The following is a 24,793-nucleotide window of genomic DNA, read 5'->3' as shown; positions in this document are numbered from 1 at the left end:
ACAAAATTGGAAAATTAAAAGATTTGTTTTTTATTTTAAAAGATTTAATATATATTGTATAGTGTAAAAAACTATTATTAGTATCAAAAAGGGGGTCTTTATGAAAAAAAATAAAAACATTAAGTGTTTTAACACTTGCAACAACCACAGGAAATTTAACTAATTTATTAAGCAGAATTGAGGAAAAAACTAATATTACAACTAATTATATGCAAAATAAAAAACGTTTAGAAAATAAACATAGTGCAATTAACTTAGCAGATATAATAGTAAATAATAATTTAGGACTTATTAATAGTGGTAAGGATTTAGCACCATCTAAAATGAGTTTACTAATAGGTATTATTGAAGCAAATCATGCAATTAAATCATTAACTATTAATGATTTTGATATTAAAAGACAAGATACTAGTATTGCTACAATTATTGGCAAAGGTGATTATATAGGAACAGTTAATTTGTATTATAGTATTACTAATTTTGTTTCTCAAAAATTAACAAATGGAAACATTTATGCTTTAGGTGTTGATTCACAAGGTAATATTTTTAGAGCACAAGAAGATAAGGTTTATAAGATTACTCCAACAGGATTAGATTTTATTGGCAGGATTAGAAGGATATTGGGCAGTTAGAGCCTTAGTAATTGATAATGAAGATAATGTTTATGTTGGTAGTGATAATGGTTTTGTTTATAAGAACGATGGTGTACGTAGTTTTGAAAAAATTATAATACCAGGACCAAAAAACTGAATTTGAGCTTTAACATTTGATAAAAATACTGAAACCGTTTATGTTGGTAGTGATACTGGTGTATGCAAAATCAGTAAAAATGGAAGCACCAGTTTAATGCAAGGAACAAATGGTGATCATATTAATAGTTTAGCAATAGGTGAAGATGGTTCTGTTTTTGCTGGTGATGATGATCGTGGAATAATTTATAAAACTGATAAAATAAGTCAAACTTTTGGAATATTTCAACAAATAAACGTTGGACATAAAATTGATAGTTTAGTAGTTGACAAGGATAATACTGTTTTTGCTGGTTCTTGAAATGGTCGTCTTTATAAGATAAAAGACATATTCCGTAATTAAATTTTTTAAAAGTCAATTAATAATTTTAAAATTTATTTTATAATTTTGTTATTAACAATAAATTTAGAAAAGTGTTGATAAAAATGATTTTTGAAAATTTAAAAAAATTAAAAAATGAAGAATTTTACAGATATTTTGGTATAAAACGTTTTCATTTTAATGAAATGTTAGAAAAATTAATTGAAATAGAAAAATTAGAAAAAAATAAAGGTCGAAAAAATAAACTTTCAGTAGAAGAAAGATTAATGATGACTTTATTATACTGAAAAGAATATTATACTTTTTTTCAAATGAGTATTAAATCTAAAATGAGCCCATCAAGTTGTTTTCGAAATATTACTTGAGTAGAAAATAAACTTAGTAACCACAAAGATTACCAATTTTTAAAAGAAAGATATAAATTAAAAATTGATAAAAAACAAGAAAATTCAAATGAATTTCAATTTTATTTAATTGATTCAACTGAGATTGAAATTGAAAGACCAACTAAAAAAAACTACAGTTAGAATATTTTTCTGGTAAAAGTTGAATGTATTCTATAAAATTTCAAATTGTATATGATTTTTTTAATAAAAAAATTGTTGATATTTTTGCTGATAATGGTAAAGTGCATGATTTTCAAATATTAAAAAATTCAAATCTTGAATTTTCAGAAAAAACAATAATTATTGGTGATTTAGGATATCAAGGTATACAAAATATTTATAAAAATACAATAATACCAATTAAAAAAATTAACTAAACAAGAAAGAAAATACAATAAGATTGTATCTAAAATTAGAATTAAAGTTGAACATGTCTTTGCTTGATTGAAAAGATTCAAAATTTTAGTAAATAAATGTAGAAAATCTAAATTTAGACTTATGTACTTAAGATTTAACTTACTTTGTGAAATTTTTAATAAAATAAAACCATTAAAATAAAAAAATATTAAAAATATTTTTTTAAAATTTAAATTTTTATCGAGTAATATAAAAATATTATTAACAATTTTTTGTTTAAAATGTAAACTCATTTTTTAAACTATTTTTTCAAAAAATATTTATTTCTATATTCAATAACACTAAATAGTTTTAAAACAATTTTATTGACAATTAATTAAATTTAATTACGGAATATGTCCAAAGAATGGAATATATGAGGTAATCTTAGAAACAAATCCAAACCACGAGGTTAAACGTTTAGTCATTGATAGAGATAATAATTTATTTGTTGGTATTGACTCCAATAAAGTATATAAAAAAATAGAAGGTACAGATTTATGTTCTGAATTATCTGGAATAAAAAATACTGATGATCATATTTTTGCTTTAGCAGTTGGTCCAGATGATTCAATTTATGCTGCTGGATCGCAAGGAATCTTATATACAGTTAAAAATTTTAATAAAAGATAGGTTATATATAAGTAATTAGTATTAAAATTAATAAAAATAAAAGACTTGCTGGCTAATTATATAGTAAGTTTTTTTATTTTTATTTAAATTTATGTATTAACATATTAAAAAAATCTTGTAATTTATTAAAAATCTAATATAATAATACTTGACATAAAGAAAGTAGTTTTTACGCTCACCTGATAGCTAAGTTGTTATAGGTTCAATGCTTTAAATTTTTATTTTTAAAATAAAGTTTTGTAGTGGTGAGTGTGCGTTTTAGCACACTTTTATTTATGCAAATTAAAGGAGGTATGTATGGCTTTTAAAAATAATGATAATTTATGAAATAGTAATATTCCCTTTTATGAATTTTTATTAATTGGTAATGATGGTACTAATTATGGTTTAATGAAAAAAAATGATGCTTTAAAAAAAGTAGAAGATTTAGGATATGACCTATTATGTATATCACCAAATGCTAAACCACCTGTTTGTAAAATGTTTAAATTTGATACATATCGTTTTGAACAACAAAAAAAGGAAAAAGAAGTTAAAAAAGCACAAAAATTAACAATTGTTGAAGAAAAAGAAATTCGACTAAGTGTTGTTATTGATAACAATGACATTAAAACAAAGGCAAATAAGGCTCGTAAATTTCTAAGTAATGGTAACAAAGTAAAAGTTACATTAAAATATCGTGGTCGTGAATTACATAATCCTGAAGCAGGATTTGAAGTAATTACAAAATTTTATAAAGAATTAGAAGATATTTGTATTTATGATAAAAACTTTGATAAAAAAGAAAAAAATATACAAACTATTTATCTTTTTCCAAAAAAGAAAAATCAAGAAAATTAACAATAGGAGGTAAAATATGCCAAAAATGAAAACAAAAAAAGCTTTAAAAAAAAGAATTAAAGTAACAGGAAGTGGTAAATGAATACGTAGTGGTGCTTTTGTTTCTCACTTAGCTCAAAATAAAACAACAAAACAAAAACGTCAATTACGTGGGTGAAGTGAAGTATCTGCTTCTGACTATAAGCGTTTAAAAGATTTAATTTAGGAAGGTGACAAAATAAATGGCTAGAGTTAAAGGCGGTTATACAACTAATCATCGCCGTAAAAAAATACTAAAAGCAGCAAAAGGATATTATGGAGCAAAACATAGTTTATATCGTACAGCAAATGAACAAGTAATGAACTCATTAGCATATGCTTATCGTGATCGTAAAAATTGTAAACGTGAGTTTCGCAAGTTATGAATTCAAAGAATTAATGCAGCTGTTCGTAATTATGATTTATCATATTCACGTTTTATTGATGGCTTAAATAAAGTTAATATTAATCTTAATCGTAAAATATTGTCTGAGTTATCAATTAATCAACCAGAAGAATTTGAAAAATTAGTTTTGGCATCAAAATCTGCTTTAGCAAAATAATTAATTGCAAAATTTTATATAAATTAAAAACACTTATAATAAATTTAATTTATTTCAAGTGTTTTTAATTTATATAAAATTATGATAAGTTTTAGAAATGTATTTAATATAAATTTCAAAGAATATTTTTTTATCACAAACTTTATTTTATAATATATTTAATGGTAAAATTAAAAAATAAATTCGCTTCTTAGTATAAAAATAAGAAAGAAATTTAAAAAAAGAGGGGGCCATTATGCAATTTGTTTTTCTTGGATTTTTTGATGGTAATCCACAAGCAGTTATTAATCCTTTATTTGGTATGTATTATTGAATTGGCTTATCTATATCATTATTCTTGATAATTAGTTTATTTATTTTTAAAAGGTTTTATGCTAATTTAAGTAAGTGCTATAGTTTTAAATGTAGTTTAGGTATTTTTCAAATACTTTTATATATTAGTTTTTATATTGTTCATGGATTGAATGGTGATAATTATCAATGGTATGATTATTTTCCTTTTCAATTATGTTCGGTATTAAATATTACTAGTGGTATACTATTAATTATTCCTAATAAAAGTTTATTTAATATTACTTTTCCTTTAATTGGTCCTGTTATTTTGGCATTTTTATTACCAGATAAAACAAAATGAGTTTTTGGTCCACAACATTTTCTTTATTGAAATTATTATTTTATTCATATTATTATTCTTTTTTCTTATTTACTTTTATATTTATATGGTCATATTGAATATGACAAAATATATATCAAAAAAAGTATATTATATTTAACTTTATTTGGTAGTGGTGTTTTTATTTTTAATACTTCTTTTGGTACTAATTACTTATTTATTGGTAATGCTGGTTATACAGCAAGTTTTGGTAAAAAAGTATTAGACACTTCAGTGTGGTTACCAATTTTACGTTTTACATTTATGTCTGTTGTTGGTATTTCATTACTAGTTTTAACATATATTTTTATTATAAAAACTTTATCTCCTTTTTATTTAGAAAAAGGAACAAAAATTAATCCTATTTATAAAGATAAAAAATCATTAATTACAAAATTTTATAAAAAATTAAATTTAAAAGATAAAAAAATAATGAAATCTTAATTAATAATTAAAAAAAGAAAGTGAGTTAATTATGTTAAATTCAAAACAATTTTCAACAATTATCCAGCTTCAAAATGAGTTAGATAAAAAAATAATTATTAATCGTGGTGTTAGCGATATTAAAACATTAAATTCTAGATTTTTAGCACTTTTAGTTGAATTAGGTGAATTTGCAAATGAACAAAGATGTTTTAAATATTGAAGTTCAAAACCAAGTAGTGAAAAATCAGTAATGCTTGAAGAATATATTGATAGTCTTCATTTTATTCTTAGTATCGGTAATAGCCTTAATATTGATTTTCAAAATTTTAGTTTTTCAGAAAAAACAAATTATCAAGATCTTAATCTTGCATTCATTGATTTATTTGCTTTTGTTACAACTCTTTTTAAATCAAAATCAAGTAATGATTTTTTTGAATTATTAAATATTTATTTTACAATTGGTAAAAAATGTAATTTTAATAGTGAAGATATTATTTCTTGTTATATTTATAAAAATGAAATAAATCATTTACGACAATCACAAAATTATTAATGGAAATAAGTGATCGTTTTATTTAGGAGATTAAAATGACTAATGTTAAAATTTTCAATTATAATAATACAAAATGAGAGTACATTATTACATATAAACAACAAAAACATATGTATTTAAAAGTGCGCAACGATCAAATTATTATTAGTGCTCCATTTTTTATGCAAGAAAAATTAATTGAAGATTTCATTTTAAAAAGTTTACCTAAAATTTTAAAAAAGAAAACTATATTAAAACCTAATATTGTTATTAATAATAATGACAGTTATCTTTATTTTTTAAGTAAAAAATATAAATTAATTACTAAGTATCATTCAAAAAAAACCATTATTTATTTTGAATTTAATAATTTGGTAGTATGCACAAATATTCAAGATGATAAGCAAATATTAATTAAAATTCAAAAATTTTTAAAAGAAGAGTCAAAAAATATTTTTATGAGTCGCTTACAATATTGATCAGAAATTATGAATATTGAGTTTTCAGTACTAAAAATTCGTTCGATGTTAAATAAATGAGGTGTTTGTCAACCAAATACTAAAATCATTACACTTAATTATAAATTAATTCATTTTGATTATGCTGTAATTGATTATGTTATAATTCATGAGTTAACGCATATAATTCATGCTCATCATAAAAAAACATTTTGAAATTTTGTTGCTCAATATTGTCCAGATTTTCAAGATTGTCAAAAAATATTAAAACAAGGAGTTATGGATGAAACAAATAACCTCACTTAAAAATCCAATAATTCAAGAATTAGTTTTATTACATGAAAGAAAACATCGCAATGTTAAAAAAAAGTTTTTAATTGAAGGAGAACATTTAATTAGTATTGCATTATTAAAAAAAAGATTACTTGCAGTATATGTTGATGAGAAGTATTTAGACAAATATGCAAATTTATTAAAAACTTGTAATAATATTGAAGTTATTGTTGTAAATAGTATGATTATTAAAAAAATTTCACAACAAAAAACACCACAACCAATAATTGGCGTTTGTAATATTGTTAAACCTTTAAATTATTTTTATTCTTCTCATATTATTCTAATTGATACAATTCAAGATCCAGGTAATTTAGGAAATATTTTACGCAGTGTTACTGCTTTTAATATTTCTGAAGTATATTTATCAAATGAAAGCGTTGATTTATATAATCACAAAGTAATTAGTGCAAGTCAAGGAGCTATTTTTTATACTAATGTGTATTATGAAAATTTTGATCAATTTTTATTAAAAGTAAAAAATGCAAATTATATGATTTATGGTACATTTCTACATGAAGATAATAGTACTAATTTATCTGAAATTACCTTTAAGCAAAAGAATGCTTTTTTATTTGGCAATGAAGGACAAGGTATTAATAAAAAGTATAAAGATAAAATTAATAGTAATATTTTTATTCCAACTTCTTTTAATGTTGAATCATTAAATTTAGCAACAAGTGTAGCAATAGTAACGTATTGCTTATTTACTAGTAATATATTAAAATAAATTATACTTATTTTGAATTATAAAAATTTAATTATACATATTAATAAATTAATGGAGGAATAGAATGTTAGCGGTTAACGATTTAAAAAAAAGATTAGAAATTATTAGACAGCAAGCATTTAATAATATTGATGAAGTTGCTGATTTACATAAATTGCAAGTTTTAAAATCACAATATTTAGGTAAAAATTCGGATATTAATAATATATTAAAATCTTTAGAAAAGTTTCCTCATAATTTTAGAATTGAAATTGGTCAAGCAGCTAATAAATTAAAAAAAGAAATTAATGAATATATAATAAAAAAATTTAATGAAATTGAGAAAGATAACATTAATGAGCGTCTTAAATCTTCAGAAATTGATTTAACACTACCGGGTATTGATTTTAATATTGGTCACACCAATCCTTTATTAAAAACTGTTACCGAAATATCTGAAATTTTTAAAAATTTGGGTTATCAAATCATTAGTGGTAATGAAGTAGAAAATGAAGAATATAATTTTAATCGCTTAAATTTACCATTTGATCATCCAGCAAGAGATATGCAAGATACTTTTTATCTTGAAAATAATAATGACAAACTTAATCGTTGATTATTAAGAACACACGCTACAAATATGACTGCACGCATTCTTAGCGAGCAAGATAAAAATTCAAAAGAAACCACGGCTATTATTAGTTTAGGAAATGTTTATCGAAAAGATGATGATGATGTTACTCATTCTCACCAATTTATGCAAGTTGATGGGTTTTTAGTTGGATCTAATATTACTTTTGCAAATTTAAAATGAACATTAAATTATTTTTGTCAGCAATTTTTTGGCATGGAAACTAAAACAAGATTACGTCCTAGTTATTTCCCATTTACGGAGCCTTCAGTTGAAGTAGATGTAAGTTGCCCAAAATGTAATACAGAAGGTTGTTCATTATGTAAGTATACTGGTTGAATTGAAGTTTTAGGTGCTGGTATGATTCATCCAAATGTTTTTATTGCTGCTGGTTTAGATGAAACAACAGCAGGTTTTGCCTTTGGTGTAGGCATTGAAAGAATTACTATGATTAAATATGGCATTGACGATATCAGATTATTTTATAATAATGATTTTCGATTCTTAAAACAATTTTAAAAATTAAAAGGAGTATAAAATAAAATGATAGTTTCACGTAAAATCATTTCGCAGTGATTGAATATTAATAGCATTAAAGATTATGAAATCGTTGATGCTTTAAATAGTTTAGGTTTTGAGGTTGATCAAGTAAAAAATTTAATGTTCAGTAATACAAACTTAGTTGTTGGTCAAATTACTAAAATTACTAAACATCCTAAATCAAATAAATTAAATATTTGTGAAGTAACAGTAGGCACTGAAATGTTAACTATAGTTTGTGGTGCAGCAAATGTAGTTATTGGTATTAAAGTTGTTGTAGCAAGGATAGGAAGTACTTTAGGTAATGGTCTTACTATTGTTGAAAGAACAATTCAAGACGTTGTTTCTTCAGGAATGCTTTGTTCATTAACAGAATTAGGATTAAGCGGTATTGTTCAGAATAAAGCAGAATTAAGTGGTATTATTCATTTACCAGATGATGCAATGGTTGGTAATATTAATCCATTACAATATTTAAATTTAGATGATACAATTTTTTTTATTGATTTAACAGTAAATCGTAGTGATTGTTTGGGGATTTATAGTATTGCTAGAGAATTAAGCGGTTATTTTAAAATTCCTTTAAAAAACATGGAAGTTAGTAGTATAGGAAAATTTGATAATAAAAATCAAGTTAGTGTTCTTAATGGTAAAATTCAAGCTTTAGCAACATTAAAGATTGAATTTGATGATAAATCTGTAATAACACCAATTTGAATTAGAAGAACACTACAACTTGCAAATATTGTACCCAAAACTTTATCAGAAGATATTATTCATTTAGTAATGTTAGAATTGGGTCAACCCTTAATTACTTTTAGTGCCGATGTTTTAAAAAAACCATCTTTAAATATTTCACCTAAATCATACCCAGAAGGTAATTTGCAAATTAAAGAGGGTGATATTTTATTACACGATAAATATTTGGCTTTTAGTGTTTTAGGAGTTAGTCATAATATTGAATATGAAGTTAAACCAAGTTCCAAAGAAGTTTTTATATTTTCAATTAATCCTGATGTTACCTTAATGAGTAAACAAGCAAAGCGACATGGTGCTCTTATTAATACATTATTAGAACGTTTAACAAGACCAGTTGTTCCTGATTATTATTTAATTGCTTTACAACGTTATTTGTTTATTTTAGGACAATTACAAGTTAAATATGAAATTACTGGTTTTAGTAATGATGTTCCTTATCAAGTTAAAACAAAAGTGATCAATTTTAATTTTAATTTTATTAATAAAATTTTAGGTACAAATTTTGGGGTTAATGAAATAATTAATTATTTGACTATTATTGGTTGTCAAATTGAAATTGATGCAAAAAATCAAGAAATTTTAAAAGTAACAGTTCCTAATCATCGTAGTGATTTAAATAATGCTAATGATTTTAGTGAAGAAGTTGCAAGAGTATTTGGATATGATAAATTACCAGTTATTAAACCACAATTTAATGTATCATTTAAGTCACCAATGGCAATGGAAAATTTAATGATGAAGTGAAGACAACATTTAACAAGTTATGGTTTTAATCAAGTAAAAACATATAGCTTAACAAGTATGCAGAGATTAAATGATTTTAATTTTTTTAAATATAAAATACCTGTAAAATTAGAAGCACCTTTGACATTAACAAGAGAAGTTATGCGTTTTAGTTTGACAGATAGTTTATTAAGAATTTGTCAATATAATTATGCACGTAAAGAAACACAATTAAAAATTTTTACTGATGAAACTATTTATACAGGTGATGAAACTGATGATAATCATCATTTAGCTTTTATGATTATGGATAATTTTTGACCAAAAATTAATACTAATAAAGTTACTAATAGTACGTATTATTTTATTAAAGGTTTTTTAGATGGTTTTTTAGCAAAAGTTATGCCAAATTTATTTAACTCTATTGTTTATAAAACAAATAATAATTCTTTAATGCATCCGTATTTAAGCGCAGATATTTTTTATGAGCAAGAACATATTGCTACTATTGGCGCACTGCATCCACAAACTGAAAAAATAATGAATGTTGAAAAAATATTCTTAGCAGAAATTAATTGTAGTAAGTTAGTTAAAATCATAGAAGAACAACAAAAAGTAGTTTCTAAATTTAAGCTTTGATCAAAATTTAATGCTTTAAGTCGTGATATATCAATTATTGTTAATAGCGATATTCAATTTTCTGATGTAAAAAATGCTATAATATTTGCAAATATTGATTTTTTAGAACAAATATCTTTGGTAGATTTTTATAATGATGAAAAATTAAAATCACAACATCAACACTCATTAACTTTTAATTTGAAATTTAATAGTCAAGAAGAACAATTAGATGAAACAAAAGTAAGTGGACAAATAAGTATTATTCAAGAAATATTAAAGAAAAAATTTCAAGCAATTATTCGTTAAAAATATAACAAAATATTAAATAATAACATTAATATATTTTTTTATTATATTAAATTTTTAAATTGGGTGAGATAATATGAAAACATTAAACAAAGATAATTTAAACTTTTATAAAATGGCATTATTATTTATGATTCCAATTTGTGCACAATCTTTAATTGAAACATTAATAAACTTAATGAATAATTTTGTGGTTGGTCAATTTGGAAATGATGATGCTATTGCTGGAGTTGCATCATCAAGTAATATTTATGATATGGTTTGATATATCTTTTTTGCTATCGTTGCTACCGGTAATATTTTTACTGCTCAATATTTAGGTATTAAAGATAAGAAGAAAATTCAAGAAACTACTAATATAAAATTATTTTATACTTTAATTTTTTCAATATTTTTTGTTGTAATATTAGAATTATTTAGCAAACAAATTATGGGAGTAATTCTTGGTGCTGAAGATAATTCTCATCAAAATGCTATTGGTATTGCTGAAGAATATAGTAAATTAATTGCTTGAAATTACCCATTGTTAGGTTTTGCTTTTATTATGTCAATTACTATGAATACATGTGGTAATGTTAAAACACCATTGATAACTTCTATTTGCTCATTACTCTTAAATACATTTTTAGTTTGTATTTTATCATTACCATATAGTGGGGGACCACAATTAGGTATTGAAGGATTAGCAATAAGTTTAATTATTTCAAGAGCAGTAGAATGTTTTATATTGTTAGGTTATTTAATTTATAAAAAACCAATTTATGCTCCTAATTGAAATATTTTTAAATTTACAAAAGATTTACATAAAAAATATATTATTACTTTTATTCCTTTATTTGCTAGTCAAGTATTATTTGGTGTTTCAGTAGTAATGTTAACGGCTTTATATTCTCATTTTGGTGATACTGAAGTTGTTGCCGCTGTGCAAATTGTTGGTAGTGTTGTTGCTATTTTTTATTCTACTTTTAGGGGATATAATGCTTTAGTTGGATATGCTGTTGGTAGCAAGTTAGGTTCAGGAGAACTAGTACTGGCTAAAGAAAATGCTAACAAGATATTAAAATTGAGTTTTGCTATTTCAACTGTTATTGCTTTAATTATTTTGGGTAGTGCTTTTTGAGTTCCAAAAGTATTATTTCCAAATTTATCTAATAATGCTATGAAACTTGCAGTTTGATATATGGCTTTTTCAGCAATAACTTATTTTTTCATTAATATGATGCAACCATTATTTAGTTTTCTTTATGCTGGTGGCTATACTTTAATTATTAGTATTGCTGATCTATTTTTAATTTGATTTATTGATATTTTTATTACTTTTGCTTTATTGCAGTGAACTGACTTAAGTATTAAAATGGTAATTATGATTTCGTGTTTAAGTAAATCAGCTGATTTTATTTGTGCTTATGTATTTTATAAAGTAATTCCTTGAAATAAAAATATTATTAATTCTAAAGTAGAAAATGTAACTCATCCGACATTTGAACCACATGGATAATATAAAAATCCCTTTTTAATAATAGATTTTATTTTAATAAATTTTGTTTAAAAAATGTTAAAAAAATTCTATTATATTTTAGCAAATAAATTCATATTTATCGTTTTATTTTTATTGTATTTAATATACAATTATTATAGTTACTGGTGTGATTTTAGAGGATGGTAGAAGTAATGATTTTTTTATTTTTAGTTATAATTAAACTTTTATAATAATTAAATTTTAAATAACTAAATAAATACGGACATTAAAAATTTTGACATACCTTTATTATAAGAAATTTTTATTTTTTGAAAGAATTTTAAAAATAAGTTTAAGTAAATATATAAAAATAGTAATAACACCAGAACTAATAAAATCATTTTGGAATTAAAAAAGAAATTAAGAAATAATAAAAAAATAAAAAAAGCATGATTGTTTTAAAATTTTTTTATTTTTTTATAAAAAGGAGAAAGAAAATGTTAAAGTTTATAAGAAAATTTTATAATAAGTATCTTAAAAAGTACTTTAAAAAGAAAAATAAAGAATTACAAAAATTAAGAAAAGAAATTCTTGATATAGAAGAAGAGATGAAAAAACTAAAAGAAGACAATATTTTTTTATTTAAGACTATTAAAATGTTTTTAAATTATCAAAATAGTTCAATTGATAATCCTTTATATTTTAATCAAGATGATCATATTTATGAAGAAATAAAAGAAAAAACTATTTTTGAAAAATTTATTTATGAAAATGTAAAAGATGAAACAACTTCATTGAGTTCAGTTGGTAATAATGTTCCTCCACAATTACCACCAAGAAATAAAACAAGTGAAAATAATATGAAAGTAACGACCGAAGAAACTAATGAAATTAAACCATCAAATATTACAAAAAAAGTAGAAGAACAACCTATTTATGAAAAAATAAATACCGATCCAATTTATGATGAAGTTAAATCAAATGTTAAACCATTTTGTTGTTCTATTTCTTAGGAGGGCAAAACTATGAAAAAAATATTAAGTATATTTACAATAAGTACTTTAGCATCATTACTTTTCACAAGTAACATTATTAATAGTAACATTATTAATAGTAACATTATTAATAATGATAGTAATAAAATGGATAATAATGTTGTTAAAAAAAATTCCTTACTACCAAAAAAAGAATCAACAAATGAGCTCTTAACTCATTTATTTAATAATCAATATAATTATTTAACAAATAGTAATTGAATTACTAATCAATCAAATTTAGATCAAAAATTTTACAGTTATGATACAAATCATGCTAATTATAAGTTGAGCAATGATATTAATGCTAGAGAAGTTTTTTTTGTTGATAATGATGGTAATTTAAATTATGATTCTACACTTATTTTAGAAAAGGATAAGTTAAATATTGAAAATACAAAACAAGAAATGATTAACTATAAAAAAGTGACAAAAACTAAAGATAAAAAAATATATCTAATGAAAGTATTTATGATAATAATTATTTTGAAGGTGATAATAATGATTGACAATATATTCAATTTGGAGGATTAAATAGTCATATTGATATTTCAAATCAAGTAGGTGCTGATAAAGTTGAACACAGTAATAATATAAATGAAACATTAGGTTTATATTATATAGTTAAAGCAGTACACGAAAATAAAATTACTAAAGGTGTAGCTGATAGTTTAGGAAAGGATTTTATTAGTAAAATTAGTATTAAAAATAGTTTTAATAAAAGTTTAACTAATGAGATTATTAATTTAATTGTTGATAAAGAAAAAGTTTATAAACTAATTAATGAATTGCCCTTTTCTAATGATGCAAGAGATTATTCAATTAATTATATTTTTGATAAAGATAATAATGTAATTGAAATTTATTATCATAAATTTAATAATACGAATTTAAGTAAAAATATTAATATATTTAATTTTCAATCATTTGATGGAACTAATAGTTGAGAAGATTTTAAATCAGAAAACTACACTTTAATTAATTGAACAAAATATGCAAAAAGATGAGAAGAGTTTTGTCTATTATGACCTAGCCTTTCATTTAATAATTCTTATATTAAATTAACTAATTCTAATGGTCCTGTTAGGTGGTTGGCCCTTAATTACTGGACCATTTTTGATATAAAATTCTAAATTTTAATTTGTAAAATTGGTGGTTTTAGAAATTTAGAATGTATTCTTTCATAATTATAAAACATAACATATTGATTTACATCATTTATAGCTTCATTGATGGATAAATATTGATTTGATCCTTTAGGTAGTCATTCTTGAGATAAATGAGAAAATCAGTTTTCAGATAATACATTACCACCAATATCATAAGGTTGTTTTTTGCTTAAAATTATTTGTTTATCCTCTGCTCATTTTGTGATATCCTGACAATAAAATTCGTTGGCGTTATCTGAATGTAAAATAACATTTTTTACTTGATTTCAAGAAAATTGTTTGTTGATTTTTTCAAGAGCAGGAAGAATTAAATCCTGATATGATTTATTAGGAGCAATATTATAACTAACAACATTATTTGAATAAAAATCAATAATTACAAAAAGATATAATCATCCTTCTTTAGTATTTATTTGTTTAGTGTCCATTGATCAAATTTGATTTGAAGAGGTTGTACTTTTATAATCTTTGTTTACTTTATCCATTGTAGGTATTCACTTATTTGGATTTTTTTTGTTTTTAGGATAGTTATTTTTAGTTTGTTTTAATCCTTGAATATTGTGTTCTTTCATAATTTTTCGCATTTGTTTTATTGATAATTCTATATTTAAAATGATATTTTTTTCTTGTTTTAATCACTCTTTAAAAGCTGAAAAAATTCTTAAATATCCATAAATTCTGCCTTTTCTTGTAGAATGAAATTCGATTAAAAGTTGGCATATTTTTTGATATTTATGATTGCATTTAATAATATGATTTTCTTCTTTTTTAATAGGTTTTTGTTTATTTTTTAAAAAGTAATATGTTGATCTGTTTAATTGAAGATATTGACATAGGTTTCTAATTGAATATTGATTTTTACAATCATCAATAATTTTAATTTTTTCTTTGATATTTAATTTGTTAATTACTAATGCTATTTGTTTAATTTTATCCATTAATAAAAATCCTTTCAGGTTAAAATTAGTGTTAATTATATAACACAATTGTTTTTAGAATACATTCAGGTTTTTTAAATTAATGGTCTAGTAAAAAGGGCTAAGTGGCAAGTGGCTAAGTGGCATCTAAGTTTAATGACTAATAAAATTAATAAATCTATTCCTGAGTATATTGCTCCTCCATTTAATGATCCTGTAGTATTAAATAATGATACTTTTAATTTTAAGTTTGAAAATAATTTTTGAATTTTTATGGCTCAAAATCGAATTCATATATATTTATGTATATGGCACGATGATAATAATATTTATTGTCAATATGCAGGTCATAATTCTTCTCAGTTTTGTGCTAACGGTAGTTCTTATGATATAAAATTAGATTCTATTACATTTCATAATTTATCTGATTCATCTGTTTTATTAAATAAAAAAATAGCAAATGAAAAAATTTATGCTTTGGGTGTTGATTCACAAAGTAATATTTTTTGAACACAAGAAGATAGAGTTTATAAACTTAGTACTACAGGAGTAGAAACTTTAATAGAAGGATTAGATGCCGGTAAAACTGCCAGAAATATAGTAATTGATAATGAAGATAATGTTTATGTTGGAACTGATTCTGGTTCTGTTTATAAAAGTGATGAAATACATAAATTTGAAAAAATTTTATTGCCAGATTCAACAAATTGAATATGAGCTTTAGCGATTAATAAAAAAACCGGCATTGTTTATGTTGGGAATGATGATGGTGTGTATAGCATTGATAAAAATAGTAACGTTAATCATATGTTAGGAACACATGATTATATTAATAGTTTAGCAATAGGTGAAGATGGTTCTGTTTTTGCTGGAGCTAATAATCATGGTAAAAATTATAAAAGTAATGGTGTAAATGATTTTCAATTAATTAAAGAACAAAATGATGCTGGGTCAATAAAAAGTTTAGTCGTAGATACTATTGGAACTATTTTTGCTGGTTCTGATAATGGTAATATTTATCAAATTAATAGTGGAAGTATGTATTCTAAAATTTTAAATACAGGTCATGAAATTAAACGATTAATTATTGATAGAGATGGTGTTTTGTTCGCTGGTGTTGATTCAAATCAAATATATAAAAAAGTAAAAAAATCATCTATTTTTTGCAATATGTTAGGAATAGATAATGATAATGAACATATTCTTGCCTTAACAATTAATTCAGAAAATACTTTATATGCTGCAGGAACTGAAGGAATTTTGTATTCAAATAAAAATTTTAAGTAACATTTAAAATGTTACTTAAAATTAAATATATTAAAAAAATTTTAATTAAAAAAAATGTTGGTTCTTATGATATAAAATTAGATTTTTTTAATGCTATACTTATTTATAAAGTTTAAAATAATATGAAAGGAAGCAATTATGAAAGTAATTAAGGTTAAAAATATTACAAAGTCGTATAATGGTAATGTTGTACTCGGACCTATTAATTTAGAAATTGAGAGTGGTAGTTCTGTTGCTATTTTTGGTGCTAATGGTGCTGGTAAAACTACATTATGTGAGATTATTAGTAATACTAAAAATGCAAGTACAGGAGAAATTGAATATAACTTTAATAAAAAAGATATTCCATATGTTGTTGGAATAAATTTTCAAGATCAAGTTTATCCTAACTTTATAACAGTTAAAGAATTAATAAATTTTTATCATAAGATTTATTTAGATAAAATAAAACCCGAAATTTTTAATAGTATGTTAGATAAGTTTCAATTAAAAGAATTATACAAACGTAAAGTAAATAGTTTATCGGGTGGTCAAAGACAAAGAGTTAATTTATTTTTATCATTATTTCATCAACCAAAAATTTATATTGGTGATGAGATTTCAACTGGTTTAGATGTTAAAACAAGAATTGATATTATTAATTTTTTACAAGAACAAATTAGTTTGAATAACATTACTTTAATTTTAGTTAGTCATAACTTAGATGAAATCCAAGCTTTATGTAAACGTATTATTTTTTAAAGGTTGGTCAAATTATTGATGATACTACTGTTGTTGAAGTTACTAAAAAATATGGTTCATTATTAAAATATTATTTAGAAAAAACAGAAACACCATTAGAAATAACTACGAGAAAGGAAAAAAAATAATGCTAGCAATGTTTCAATTATTATTTGGTTATTTTAAGAAATCTTTCCATAGTATTTTCTTTGGTTTTATTTTCCCTATTATTATGTTAACAATTTTAGTTGCTGTATTAACACCCAGTAACCCAAATGCTGCACAAACAGTATTACCGGGGTTAGTGATGTCAGCTTCACCAGTATTAGGAATTGTTACTTTATCAATGACATATTCTGATTTTAAACAATCAATAATTATTAAAAGAATTGGTGCAACACCATTAAAACCATGACAATTTATTAGTAGTATTTTAATATTTCATGTTATTTTAATTTTTATTGGTAGTTTTTGAACATTAGGAATTGGTGCAGCTTTATATCATAATCAGATTAATTGAGAACTAATTAATTGAGGTTATATATTACTAGCAATTCTGCTTTCATCAATTATGTGTTCAGCAGTAGGAATAATGGTTGGTATTCTTGCTTCTGACTTTAAAATTGCTAATGCTTTTGCTTTATTATTATATTTGTCAACATCATTTTTATCGAGTCAATATATTCCGCGTATGTAGCCATTAAAGGACAACCAGTTTTAGTTATTATTGCTAAAATTATTCCTTTTTCTTATCCTGTTTCTATTATGAATAGAGGATGAAATAATTATGGTACTCCAAATGATTTAATCAATGCAGCACTTTTTGATAATTACTGAATACCGATTTTAGTTAGTTTACTTTGAATTGGAGCATTAATATTTGGAGCAATTATGGCTTATAAATATCGACGTAAATAAATTAATCTATAATAATAAAAATAGTTACCATTTTGGTAACTATTTTTATTTCAATCAACAACTAGCAAACTTAAATCTACTGTAAGAGTTATGTAATATATTTTAATTTACATACAATTTGTTTATTTTTTTTAAAAACAAAGATATTTTATGATATTATTAAATTAATTTAATAACTGTTAATTACTAGTATAGATAGTTTTATCTATACTAGTTTTTTTGTTTTTATTAAATTAATTTAATTAAAAAAAATATTATATATTGGGTTTATTGCGTTTAAAGTCAAGTTTTATATTGAGTTTATTAGAAAGAAGTTAAAATATGGCAAACGGCAGAGAAGTTATTATTACGAATAATTTAAATAATCCAAGTATAAAAAGTTTATTATTAATTGATGAATTTAATAATAAAATCGGTGACGCAATACTTATTATTGATTTAGAAAAAAAAGAAGCTATTTTAGAAAGTATATTTATTGAAGAAAAATATCGTAAGCAACAATATGGTAGTTTACTTATTTACAAAATTTTTGAGATATGTCATAGCAATAATATCGAAAGCCTTATTTTATTATCAGATCCAACTAATGTTACTGTCGGTGAATTTTATGAAAAATTAGGATTCACTTATGCATGAAATAAAAAAACTTTTTTTTATGATTATGAAATTAATATACCTCATGCAATTTTTAATAAAAGAGATGAAATTGAAAAGTGAAAAAATATTAAAATAAAAGAAATTTTTATTGATTTTGATAAGTCAAAATCAAAAGCTATAAATGATGAACAAAAGATATTAGAGGATAGTGAAATATTATCTAGTATTTTAGATGAAGTTTTAATACATGAAGAATCAATTTTCAAGGAAGATTATCAAAAAGTTATTGATTGATTTAATCAACAAAGAGAACAAATAATCAAAAATCCAAAACAATGATGAAATACTTTAACCCCCAAACAAGTAGATGTTGTTAAAAATGAGGCAAAAAAATGATGAAATAACTTAACACCAGAACAAAGAAAAATAAAATTATTAGAAAAACAAGCATATCAAAAAAAGACAATAAAAAAAGATGATACTCCTTTATTGTGTGATTTTGATCAAAATATAAAAAATAAATTAGACTGCATGCAGTCTATGAAAACATCAACTCCTGTTTTTAAAAAAGATAATTTTAATATTTAGATTTTTTCTTTTCTCAAATGTCTTGTTTTTTAAAATTAACAATGTAAAATAAAATACATAATTAATTTAAAATATAAAAGAGTAAAATTAAATGGTAATTTAGAGACTTAGTGGTTGCTGTAAACTAAGCAAGTTTAATTTGAAGGTAACTTATATTATTAGTAATTTAAATAATAATTAAGTGCATTTACTTTGTAAATGAATTAGGATGGTACCGCGTTAAAAAACGTTCCTATTTGTGGAATGTTTTTTTATTTTAAAAAGGAGTATAACAAATGAATAGAAATTTAAACAAAAAATATAATCATATTGAAATTGAAAAGGATCGTTATGAACAATGAGTAAAATCTGGATTATTTAAGGTAAATGTTAGTTCTATTAATCCTACATTTTCTATTATCTTACCACCACCTAATGTAACCGGACTTTTACATTTAGGTCATGCTTGAGATAGTACTATCCAAGATTTATTAATTCGTTATAAACGTTTACAAGGATTTAATACTTTATTTATACCTGGTATGGATCATGCTGGCATTGCCACGCAAGTTAAAGTTGCACAACGTATTAAAGAAGAACAAAAACTTAATTTGCAAGAATTAGGTAAAGATAAATTTTTACAACAAGCATGAAAATGAAAAACAGAATATGCACAAAACATAAGAAAACAGTGAGCAAAACTTGGTTTAGTATTAGATTATTCGCATGAAGTATTTACTTTAGATGAAAATGTTAAGCAAGCAGTTAATGAAGTATTTGTAAAGTTATATAAAGAAGGTTTAGTTTATCGAGGAAAAAAGATAGTAAATTGAGATCCAGAATTAAAAACCGCTATTTCTAATATTGAAGTAAATTATCATGAAACAAAAGGAAAAATGTATTATTTAAAATATTTTATAGAAAATAGTAGTGAATTTATTACTATTGCTACTACCAGACCAGAAACAATGTTTGCTGATCAGTGTATAGTTGTAAATAGTAAAGATAAACGTTATTTACAATTTATTGGTAAAATGGTTGTTAATCCGGCTAATAAAATGTTAATTAAAGTCATTGCTGATGATTATGTTGATATGAATTTTGGAACAGGTGCTATGAAATGCACACCAGCACATGATGCTAATGACTATGAAATTGCATTACGTCACAATTTAGCAATGCCTATTTGTATGAATATTGATGGAACTATGAATGAATTAGCACAATCATATATTAATCAAGATCGAATGGTATGTCGTAAACAATTAGTTGAACAATTAAGAAAAGAAAATTTAGTTGTAAAGGTTGAAGACCATCTTCATCAAGTTGGTTATTCAGAAAGAAGTAACGCTATTATTGAACCATATTTATCACAACAATGATTCATAAAAATGAAACCATTAGTTGAAATGATTATTGATAAACAAAAAAATAAGAAAACAAAGATTGATTTTCATCCAATATTATTTGAACAACAACTTTTGCAGTGATTAAATAATATTCAAGATTGATGTATTTCTCGTCAATTGTGATGAGGTCATTCGCTTCCAGTTTGATATCATAAAAAAACTAAGAAAATTTATGTTGATACTAACCCACCATCACCAATTAACGATTATATTCAAGAATCAGACGTATTAGATACATGATTTTCTAGCGGTTTATGACCTTTTGTAACCTTGGGTTGACCACAAAAAAATGTTGATTTGCAAAAATATTATCCAATATCAGTATTAGTTACTGCTTATGATATTTTATTTTTTTGAGTTGCACGAATGATGTTTATGGGTTGAAAATTTACTAATCAAAAACCATTTACTAATGTTTTAATTCATGGTTTAATTCGTGATGAACAAGGTAGAAAAATGTCAAAATCATTAAATAATGGAATTGATCCAATGGAAGTTATTAAAAAGTATGGTGCGGATGCTTTACGTTACTTTTTAGTTAGCAATTGTGCTCCGGGTCAAGATTTAAGATTTAGTATTACTAAAGTTGAGTCAGCTTGAAATTTCAATAATAAGTTATGAAACGCTGCACGTTATGTACTAATGAATATTGATGATAAGTTTCAATTGGATGAAAATATTGTCTATAATAATTCATTATCATTTATTGATCAATGAATTTTACAAGAACTTAATCAATTGATTATTTATGTAGAGCAATATATGGAAAAATATGAATTTGTTTTAGTAGTTAAAGCACTATCAAATTTTATATGAAATAAATATTGCTCTTGATATATTGAATTAAATAAAGTTAATTTACAAAATCAAGAGCAACAAAGTAACTCATTACAAACATTATATTATGTTTTACAACAAATTATTATTATGGTTCATCCCTTTATTCCCTTTATCACAGAAGCAATTTATGAAGAAATGGGGTATAAAAATAGCATTTTAACAAATAAGTTTCCTAAAGTTAAAGTTATGAAAAAAACAAAAGATGTAACACAATTTGTTGAAATATTAATTGAAATTATTGGTAATATTCGAGAAATTCGTAAAGAACTTAATTTATCTTTAAAATTACCGTTAACTATTCATATCAATACGACTAATTCTTTTTTTGAAGTAGAAAAAAATACTTTAAATCCTTATTTATTACAATTAACTAATAGTCAAATTGTTACTATTAGTGATAGTCCGTTGTCTGTTAATAATAAAATAATTAAAATTATTAATTCAGCAGTAATAGAAATTAATGTTTCAAATTTATTTAATAAAGAAGAACAATTAGCAAAATTAAAAGAGGACTTAGTTTATATTGAAAATGAAATAAAACGTAGTAAAGATATTTTAAGTAACCAACAATTTTTAGCAAAGGCACCACCAATAAAAGTTGAAATAGAAAAGCAGAAATTAGAAAAGTATCAAAATCAAAAAATTTTAATCAATGCCAAGATTAAAGAATTATAAAAAACTTTTATTTTAATTCAAGTTGAAAAATTTCATTATTTTCCAATTTAATATCATCGATAACTACTGAAAAATCAATAAATTCTTTACCATTTCAGTGTTCAATGTATCAAAATTTTTTATCTTCTTGAGTACCTTTTTTACCTTTTACAGCAACCAAAAATCTTCCAATTTGACTTTTTTCAACAGTAAAATCATTAGAACAAGCACTTAGTAAATTACCAAGTGTATTAAAAGTAGTAATATAATTAGTTTTTTCAAGAATAGTTTCCTTGCCGTTGATAGCTGTAATTTCAATATTAGTAGTACCATTTAAGAATTTTGGGATATAAATAATATTTAGTATTAATGAAGTTCCTAATATTAATATAATAGAATTATATTTGCATCATTTAATAAATGTTTTATTTTTAATTATTTTTATAAAATTATTTTCTCATTTCTTACCGTCAGTTTTTATTTTTGTCATTATTATCAGCCTTTGCATTATCTTTTTTATTTTATTATATTAAAAAAAATAAAAAAAGGAAATTGCTTATCTCATTTTTAATAATTATTGAGGTGAAATTAAATGAGATTATTAATTATAACATTGACAATTCTTTTTCTTGCAAGTAATGGATTAGTTGTATTAAAGTTGATTAAAAATTTTAATGAAAATGAAATAGTTAGTAAGGAAAAAAATGATACAAAAATTATTACTATTACTGTTGAAATTAAAGAACATTTACCAATTAGAGAAGATTTATGTATACGAAATAAATATTATGTTAAAATTCTTAATTCAAAAATAAGTATTATTAATTTAATTAATACTTTAAATATTTCTAATGTTTATTTTGACATTTTAGCATTAAATCTAAATCAAAATATTAGTGAAAATTATAAATTAATATTATCACCAAGAAATAATGCTATTAAATATTATTCCCGTTATACTATTACTTTAGAGCCTTTAATTAATTTAGGTTTAAATAGTCAAGATGCCAAAAAAGTATTATTATTTAATAAAAAAAATTTAAATGCAAAACAGTTGTTAGAGAATTTAGAAAAATTATTAATAACTACAAAAAGAAAATATATACAATTGATGCATAAATTTATTAGTTTTTAATGATGTTTACTTATCATGCTTTATTAGTTTTATTTCTAATATTTTTAGTTTTCTTTTTATCAAGTTTTACGATATTTAGTGGTTTAGTTTTATTATTAATAATAATAATTATTTTGTATTTTATTTTTTTTAAAAAGCAATCATTTTATAAGTATTTCTTTTTATTATTAGTATTTACTTTTACTTCCTTAGTTAACATTAACTTTAAAAAAGATGAACATATAAATATTGAAAATGTTAATTTGAAAGTAGTAGAAACCCATCCAAATTATTTGATAGTACAAGAAGGATGAAAAAAATATTATTTATTATCACATTATTATATTAATAATATGCAGTATACTATTAATGCCCAATTAGATGATACACTTTTTTTAAAGGTCAAACTAAAGATTTAAAAACTATTAATAATTTTTATGACTTTGATTTTAAATTATTTTTAAATGCTAATAATGTTAATAAACAAATAGTAGTTAATGAAAATAAAGTAAAAGTTGTTTTTGGAAAAACTCTTAGAAGTATTTTTTTTAATTATATAAATACAATAATAACAGAAAATAATTTTTATTTTTGGAAAAAAATTTTTGAGGAGGAACAATTATGAGAAATATAAAAACGTTGTTAAAATTATTAGGAGCAGTTAGTTTAAGTACTGTTGCAGCAAGTTCAGTTGTGGCTTGTGGAGGAGGAGCAAATCCAAATCCTACACCAACTAAAGAAATGGATGTTCAAGTTAAAAAAGATTTTGGTTTTTTAGATACAAATGCTAATTCACTAGTTAAATTAAGTATTGATATTAATGCAACTAGTAAATTAGCATCATGAAAATCTGAACAATTAGCAATTACTGCGACAGCTTTATTAAAAGGTAATACTGGTGAGCAAAAAGCTAAGTCAAATGATGCTGCGAATTTTTTAGTTAATGTTTTAAAAATTGAAGCAAAAACCGGTGAAGGTGAAAACAGAATATTTGAGGTTAAAAAAACAAATGAAATTAGTATCAATGTTCAATCATATTCACCTGCAATTTCTAAGAAGGCAGGTAATGCTGATTATGTAGTTACTGGTGGAACACTAATTTTTAATTTTCAAAAAAATGATAAATCATTAGGTGATAATTTCTCATTAGATATTTTGGGTCAATCAGATCAAGGATTAGTTACATCAATTTTACCAACTACAATATCAAATGCTAATTTTGAATCTATTCCTGGATTTGTAGCTGGGGAACCAAAATCAAAATTTCCAGTTGATACAGATTTAACACAATATTTTAAAACTACTGAACTTGAAGGTAAAACAGTAAAAAGTATTGCTGACCTTATTAAACAAGGTGCTTTAAAAATTAAAGTTAGTGAAGCTGCAGAAGGTACAGGAAATTTTGTTAAAGGAAATACCATAAAAGTAAAAATATCAATTGGTGATATTCAATTTGCTACTGAAGAGACTTTATTTATATCTTAATTATTAAAATTAATAAATATAACAAA

27 protein-coding genes are annotated in these 24,793 nt (G+C 23.0%); 25 read left to right on the top strand and 2 right to left on the bottom strand.

The genetic code is table 4. The features are described from left to right. Positions 1-209 precede the first annotated feature (209 nt). The 17 genes from AAHM89_RS10335 (at position 210) to AAHM89_RS10255 (ending at position 14,223) form a co-directional block, all read left to right on the top strand. The gene (locus AAHM89_RS10335; protein ID WP_342266295.1) at positions 210-632 is read left to right on the top strand and encodes a hypothetical protein; all 423 of its coding nucleotides are present in this window, start codon (positions 210-212) and stop codon (positions 630-632) included. Further along, positions 601-1,092, top strand: coding sequence for a hypothetical protein (locus tag AAHM89_RS10330; protein WP_342266294.1), 492 nt, complete (start codon positions 601-603; stop codon positions 1,090-1,092). The genes AAHM89_RS10335 and AAHM89_RS10330 overlap by 32 nt, the downstream gene beginning before the upstream one ends. 83 nt (positions 1,093-1,175) lie before the next feature. Then, positions 1,176-1,598 carry a transposase family protein gene (locus AAHM89_RS10325; RefSeq protein WP_339045912.1) on the top strand — a complete coding sequence of 141 codons (423 nt, stop codon included), beginning with the start codon at positions 1,176-1,178 and terminating at the stop codon, positions 1,596-1,598. Positions 1,599-1,621: 23 nt separating this feature from the next. After that, entirely contained in the window at positions 1,622-1,834 is a 213-nt protein-coding gene (locus AAHM89_RS10320; RefSeq protein WP_342266293.1) for a transposase, read from the top strand. Between the two features lie 949 nt (positions 1,835-2,783). Continuing rightward, on the top strand, positions 2,784-3,326 hold the full coding sequence (gene infC, locus AAHM89_RS10315; RefSeq protein WP_342266292.1) for a translation initiation factor IF-3: 543 nt from the start codon (positions 2,784-2,786) through the stop codon (positions 3,324-3,326). A gap of 16 nt (positions 3,327-3,342) precedes the next feature. Further along, positions 3,343-3,531, top strand: a complete 189-nt coding sequence (gene rpmI, locus AAHM89_RS10310) for a 50S ribosomal protein L35 (protein WP_342266291.1) — start codon at positions 3,343-3,345, stop codon at positions 3,529-3,531. Between the two features lie 16 nt (positions 3,532-3,547). Continuing rightward, the gene (gene rplT / locus AAHM89_RS10305) at positions 3,548-3,907 is read left to right on the top strand and encodes a 50S ribosomal protein L20 (protein ID WP_342266290.1); all 360 of its coding nucleotides are present in this window, start codon (positions 3,548-3,550) and stop codon (positions 3,905-3,907) included. A 235-nt stretch (positions 3,908-4,142) separates the two neighbouring features. After that, positions 4,143-5,003, top strand: a complete 861-nt coding sequence (locus tag AAHM89_RS10300; RefSeq protein ID WP_252320318.1) for a YwaF family protein — start codon at positions 4,143-4,145, stop codon at positions 5,001-5,003. Between the two features lie 31 nt (positions 5,004-5,034). Further along, positions 5,035-5,538 (top strand): dUTP diphosphatase, encoded by a 504-nt coding sequence (locus AAHM89_RS10295; protein WP_252320316.1) that lies wholly within the window; start codon positions 5,035-5,037, stop codon positions 5,536-5,538. Positions 5,539-5,573: 35 nt separating this feature from the next. Further along, a complete protein-coding gene (locus tag AAHM89_RS10290; RefSeq protein ID WP_338975911.1) occupies positions 5,574-6,281 on the top strand; it encodes a M48 family metallopeptidase in 708 nt (235 codons plus the stop codon). Further along, on the top strand, positions 6,259-7,038 hold the full coding sequence (locus tag AAHM89_RS10285) for an RNA methyltransferase (protein WP_338959038.1): 780 nt from the start codon (positions 6,259-6,261) through the stop codon (positions 7,036-7,038). Before AAHM89_RS10290 ends, AAHM89_RS10285 begins: the two co-directional genes overlap by 23 nt. A 64-nt stretch (positions 7,039-7,102) precedes the next feature. Then, complete coding sequence (pheS, locus tag AAHM89_RS10280; RefSeq protein WP_252320310.1) at positions 7,103-8,167, top strand: phenylalanine--tRNA ligase subunit alpha; 1,065 nt, start codon at positions 7,103-7,105, stop codon at positions 8,165-8,167. A 24-nt stretch (positions 8,168-8,191) separates the two neighbouring features. Then, entirely contained in the window at positions 8,192-10,597 is a 2,406-nt protein-coding gene (pheT, locus tag AAHM89_RS10275) for a phenylalanine--tRNA ligase subunit beta (RefSeq protein WP_342266289.1), read from the top strand. Positions 10,598-10,673: 76 nt separating this feature from the next. After that, entirely contained in the window at positions 10,674-12,095 is a 1,422-nt protein-coding gene (locus AAHM89_RS10270; protein WP_342266288.1) for an MATE family efflux transporter, read from the top strand. A 458-nt stretch (positions 12,096-12,553) separates the two neighbouring features. Further along, positions 12,554-13,069 carry a hypothetical protein gene (locus tag AAHM89_RS10265; RefSeq protein WP_338959046.1) on the top strand — a complete coding sequence of 172 codons (516 nt, stop codon included), beginning with the start codon at positions 12,554-12,556 and terminating at the stop codon, positions 13,067-13,069. Between the two features lie 12 nt (positions 13,070-13,081). After that, positions 13,082-13,624: a hypothetical protein gene (locus tag AAHM89_RS10260; protein ID WP_342266287.1), complete on the top strand. Its 543-nt coding sequence runs from the start codon at positions 13,082-13,084 to the stop codon at positions 13,622-13,624. A 254-nt stretch (positions 13,625-13,878) separates the two neighbouring features. Next, positions 13,879-14,223, top strand: a complete 345-nt coding sequence (locus tag AAHM89_RS10255) for a hypothetical protein (protein ID WP_342266286.1) — start codon at positions 13,879-13,881, stop codon at positions 14,221-14,223. Here AAHM89_RS10255 and AAHM89_RS10250 read toward each other — a convergent pair. Further along, positions 14,220-15,197 (bottom strand): IS3 family transposase, encoded by a 978-nt coding sequence (locus AAHM89_RS10250; RefSeq protein ID WP_342265776.1) that lies wholly within the window; start codon positions 15,195-15,197, stop codon positions 14,220-14,222. The genes AAHM89_RS10255 and AAHM89_RS10250 overlap by 4 nt on opposite strands. A gap of 135 nt (positions 15,198-15,332) precedes the next feature. Between AAHM89_RS10250 and AAHM89_RS10245 the strand changes: the two genes are divergently transcribed. The 6 genes from AAHM89_RS10245 to AAHM89_RS10220 all read left to right on the top strand — a co-directional run bounded on the left by AAHM89_RS10245 (position 15,333) and on the right by AAHM89_RS10220 (position 22,189). Next, entirely contained in the window at positions 15,333-16,463 is a 1,131-nt protein-coding gene (locus AAHM89_RS10245) for a hypothetical protein (protein ID WP_342266285.1), read from the top strand. Between the two features lie 138 nt (positions 16,464-16,601). Further along, entirely contained in the window at positions 16,602-17,204 is a 603-nt protein-coding gene (locus tag AAHM89_RS10240; protein ID WP_342266284.1) for an ABC transporter ATP-binding protein, read from the top strand. 127 nt (positions 17,205-17,331) lie between these two features. Further along, positions 17,332-17,880, top strand: a complete 549-nt coding sequence (locus AAHM89_RS10235) for an ABC transporter permease (protein ID WP_342266283.1) — start codon at positions 17,332-17,334, stop codon at positions 17,878-17,880. Positions 17,881-17,948: 68 nt separating this feature from the next. Further along, a complete protein-coding gene (locus tag AAHM89_RS10230) occupies positions 17,949-18,101 on the top strand; it encodes a hypothetical protein (protein ID WP_342266282.1) in 153 nt (50 codons plus the stop codon). A gap of 321 nt (positions 18,102-18,422) precedes the next feature. After that, on the top strand, positions 18,423-19,286 hold the full coding sequence (locus AAHM89_RS10225; RefSeq protein WP_342266281.1) for a GNAT family N-acetyltransferase: 864 nt from the start codon (positions 18,423-18,425) through the stop codon (positions 19,284-19,286). A gap of 275 nt (positions 19,287-19,561) precedes the next feature. Further along, positions 19,562-22,189 carry a valine--tRNA ligase gene (locus tag AAHM89_RS10220; RefSeq protein ID WP_342266280.1) on the top strand — a complete coding sequence of 876 codons (2,628 nt, stop codon included), beginning with the start codon at positions 19,562-19,564 and terminating at the stop codon, positions 22,187-22,189. A gap of 7 nt (positions 22,190-22,196) precedes the next feature. Here the strand turns inward: AAHM89_RS10220 and AAHM89_RS10215 are convergent, their stop codons facing one another. Beyond that, positions 22,197-22,658: a hypothetical protein gene (locus tag AAHM89_RS10215; RefSeq protein WP_342266279.1), complete on the bottom strand. Its 462-nt coding sequence runs from the start codon at positions 22,656-22,658 to the stop codon at positions 22,197-22,199. Between the two features lie 102 nt (positions 22,659-22,760). Between AAHM89_RS10215 and AAHM89_RS10210 the strand changes: the two genes are divergently transcribed. Next, on the top strand, positions 22,761-23,303 hold the full coding sequence (locus AAHM89_RS10210; protein ID WP_342266278.1) for a hypothetical protein: 543 nt from the start codon (positions 22,761-22,763) through the stop codon (positions 23,301-23,303). Between the two features lie 600 nt (positions 23,304-23,903). Next, positions 23,904-24,767 (top strand): hypothetical protein, encoded by an 864-nt coding sequence (locus tag AAHM89_RS10205; RefSeq protein ID WP_342266277.1) that lies wholly within the window; start codon positions 23,904-23,906, stop codon positions 24,765-24,767. Positions 24,768-24,793: the final 26 nt, after the last annotated feature.

The organism is Spiroplasma endosymbiont of Villa modesta (assembly GCF_964030925.1).
Classification (GTDB): domain Bacteria; phylum Bacillota_I; class Bacilli_A; order Mycoplasmatales; family VBWQ01; genus Spiroplasma_E.
Note: the sequence above shows the minus strand (reverse complement) of the source record. Positions and strands in the feature narration are given on the sequence as shown.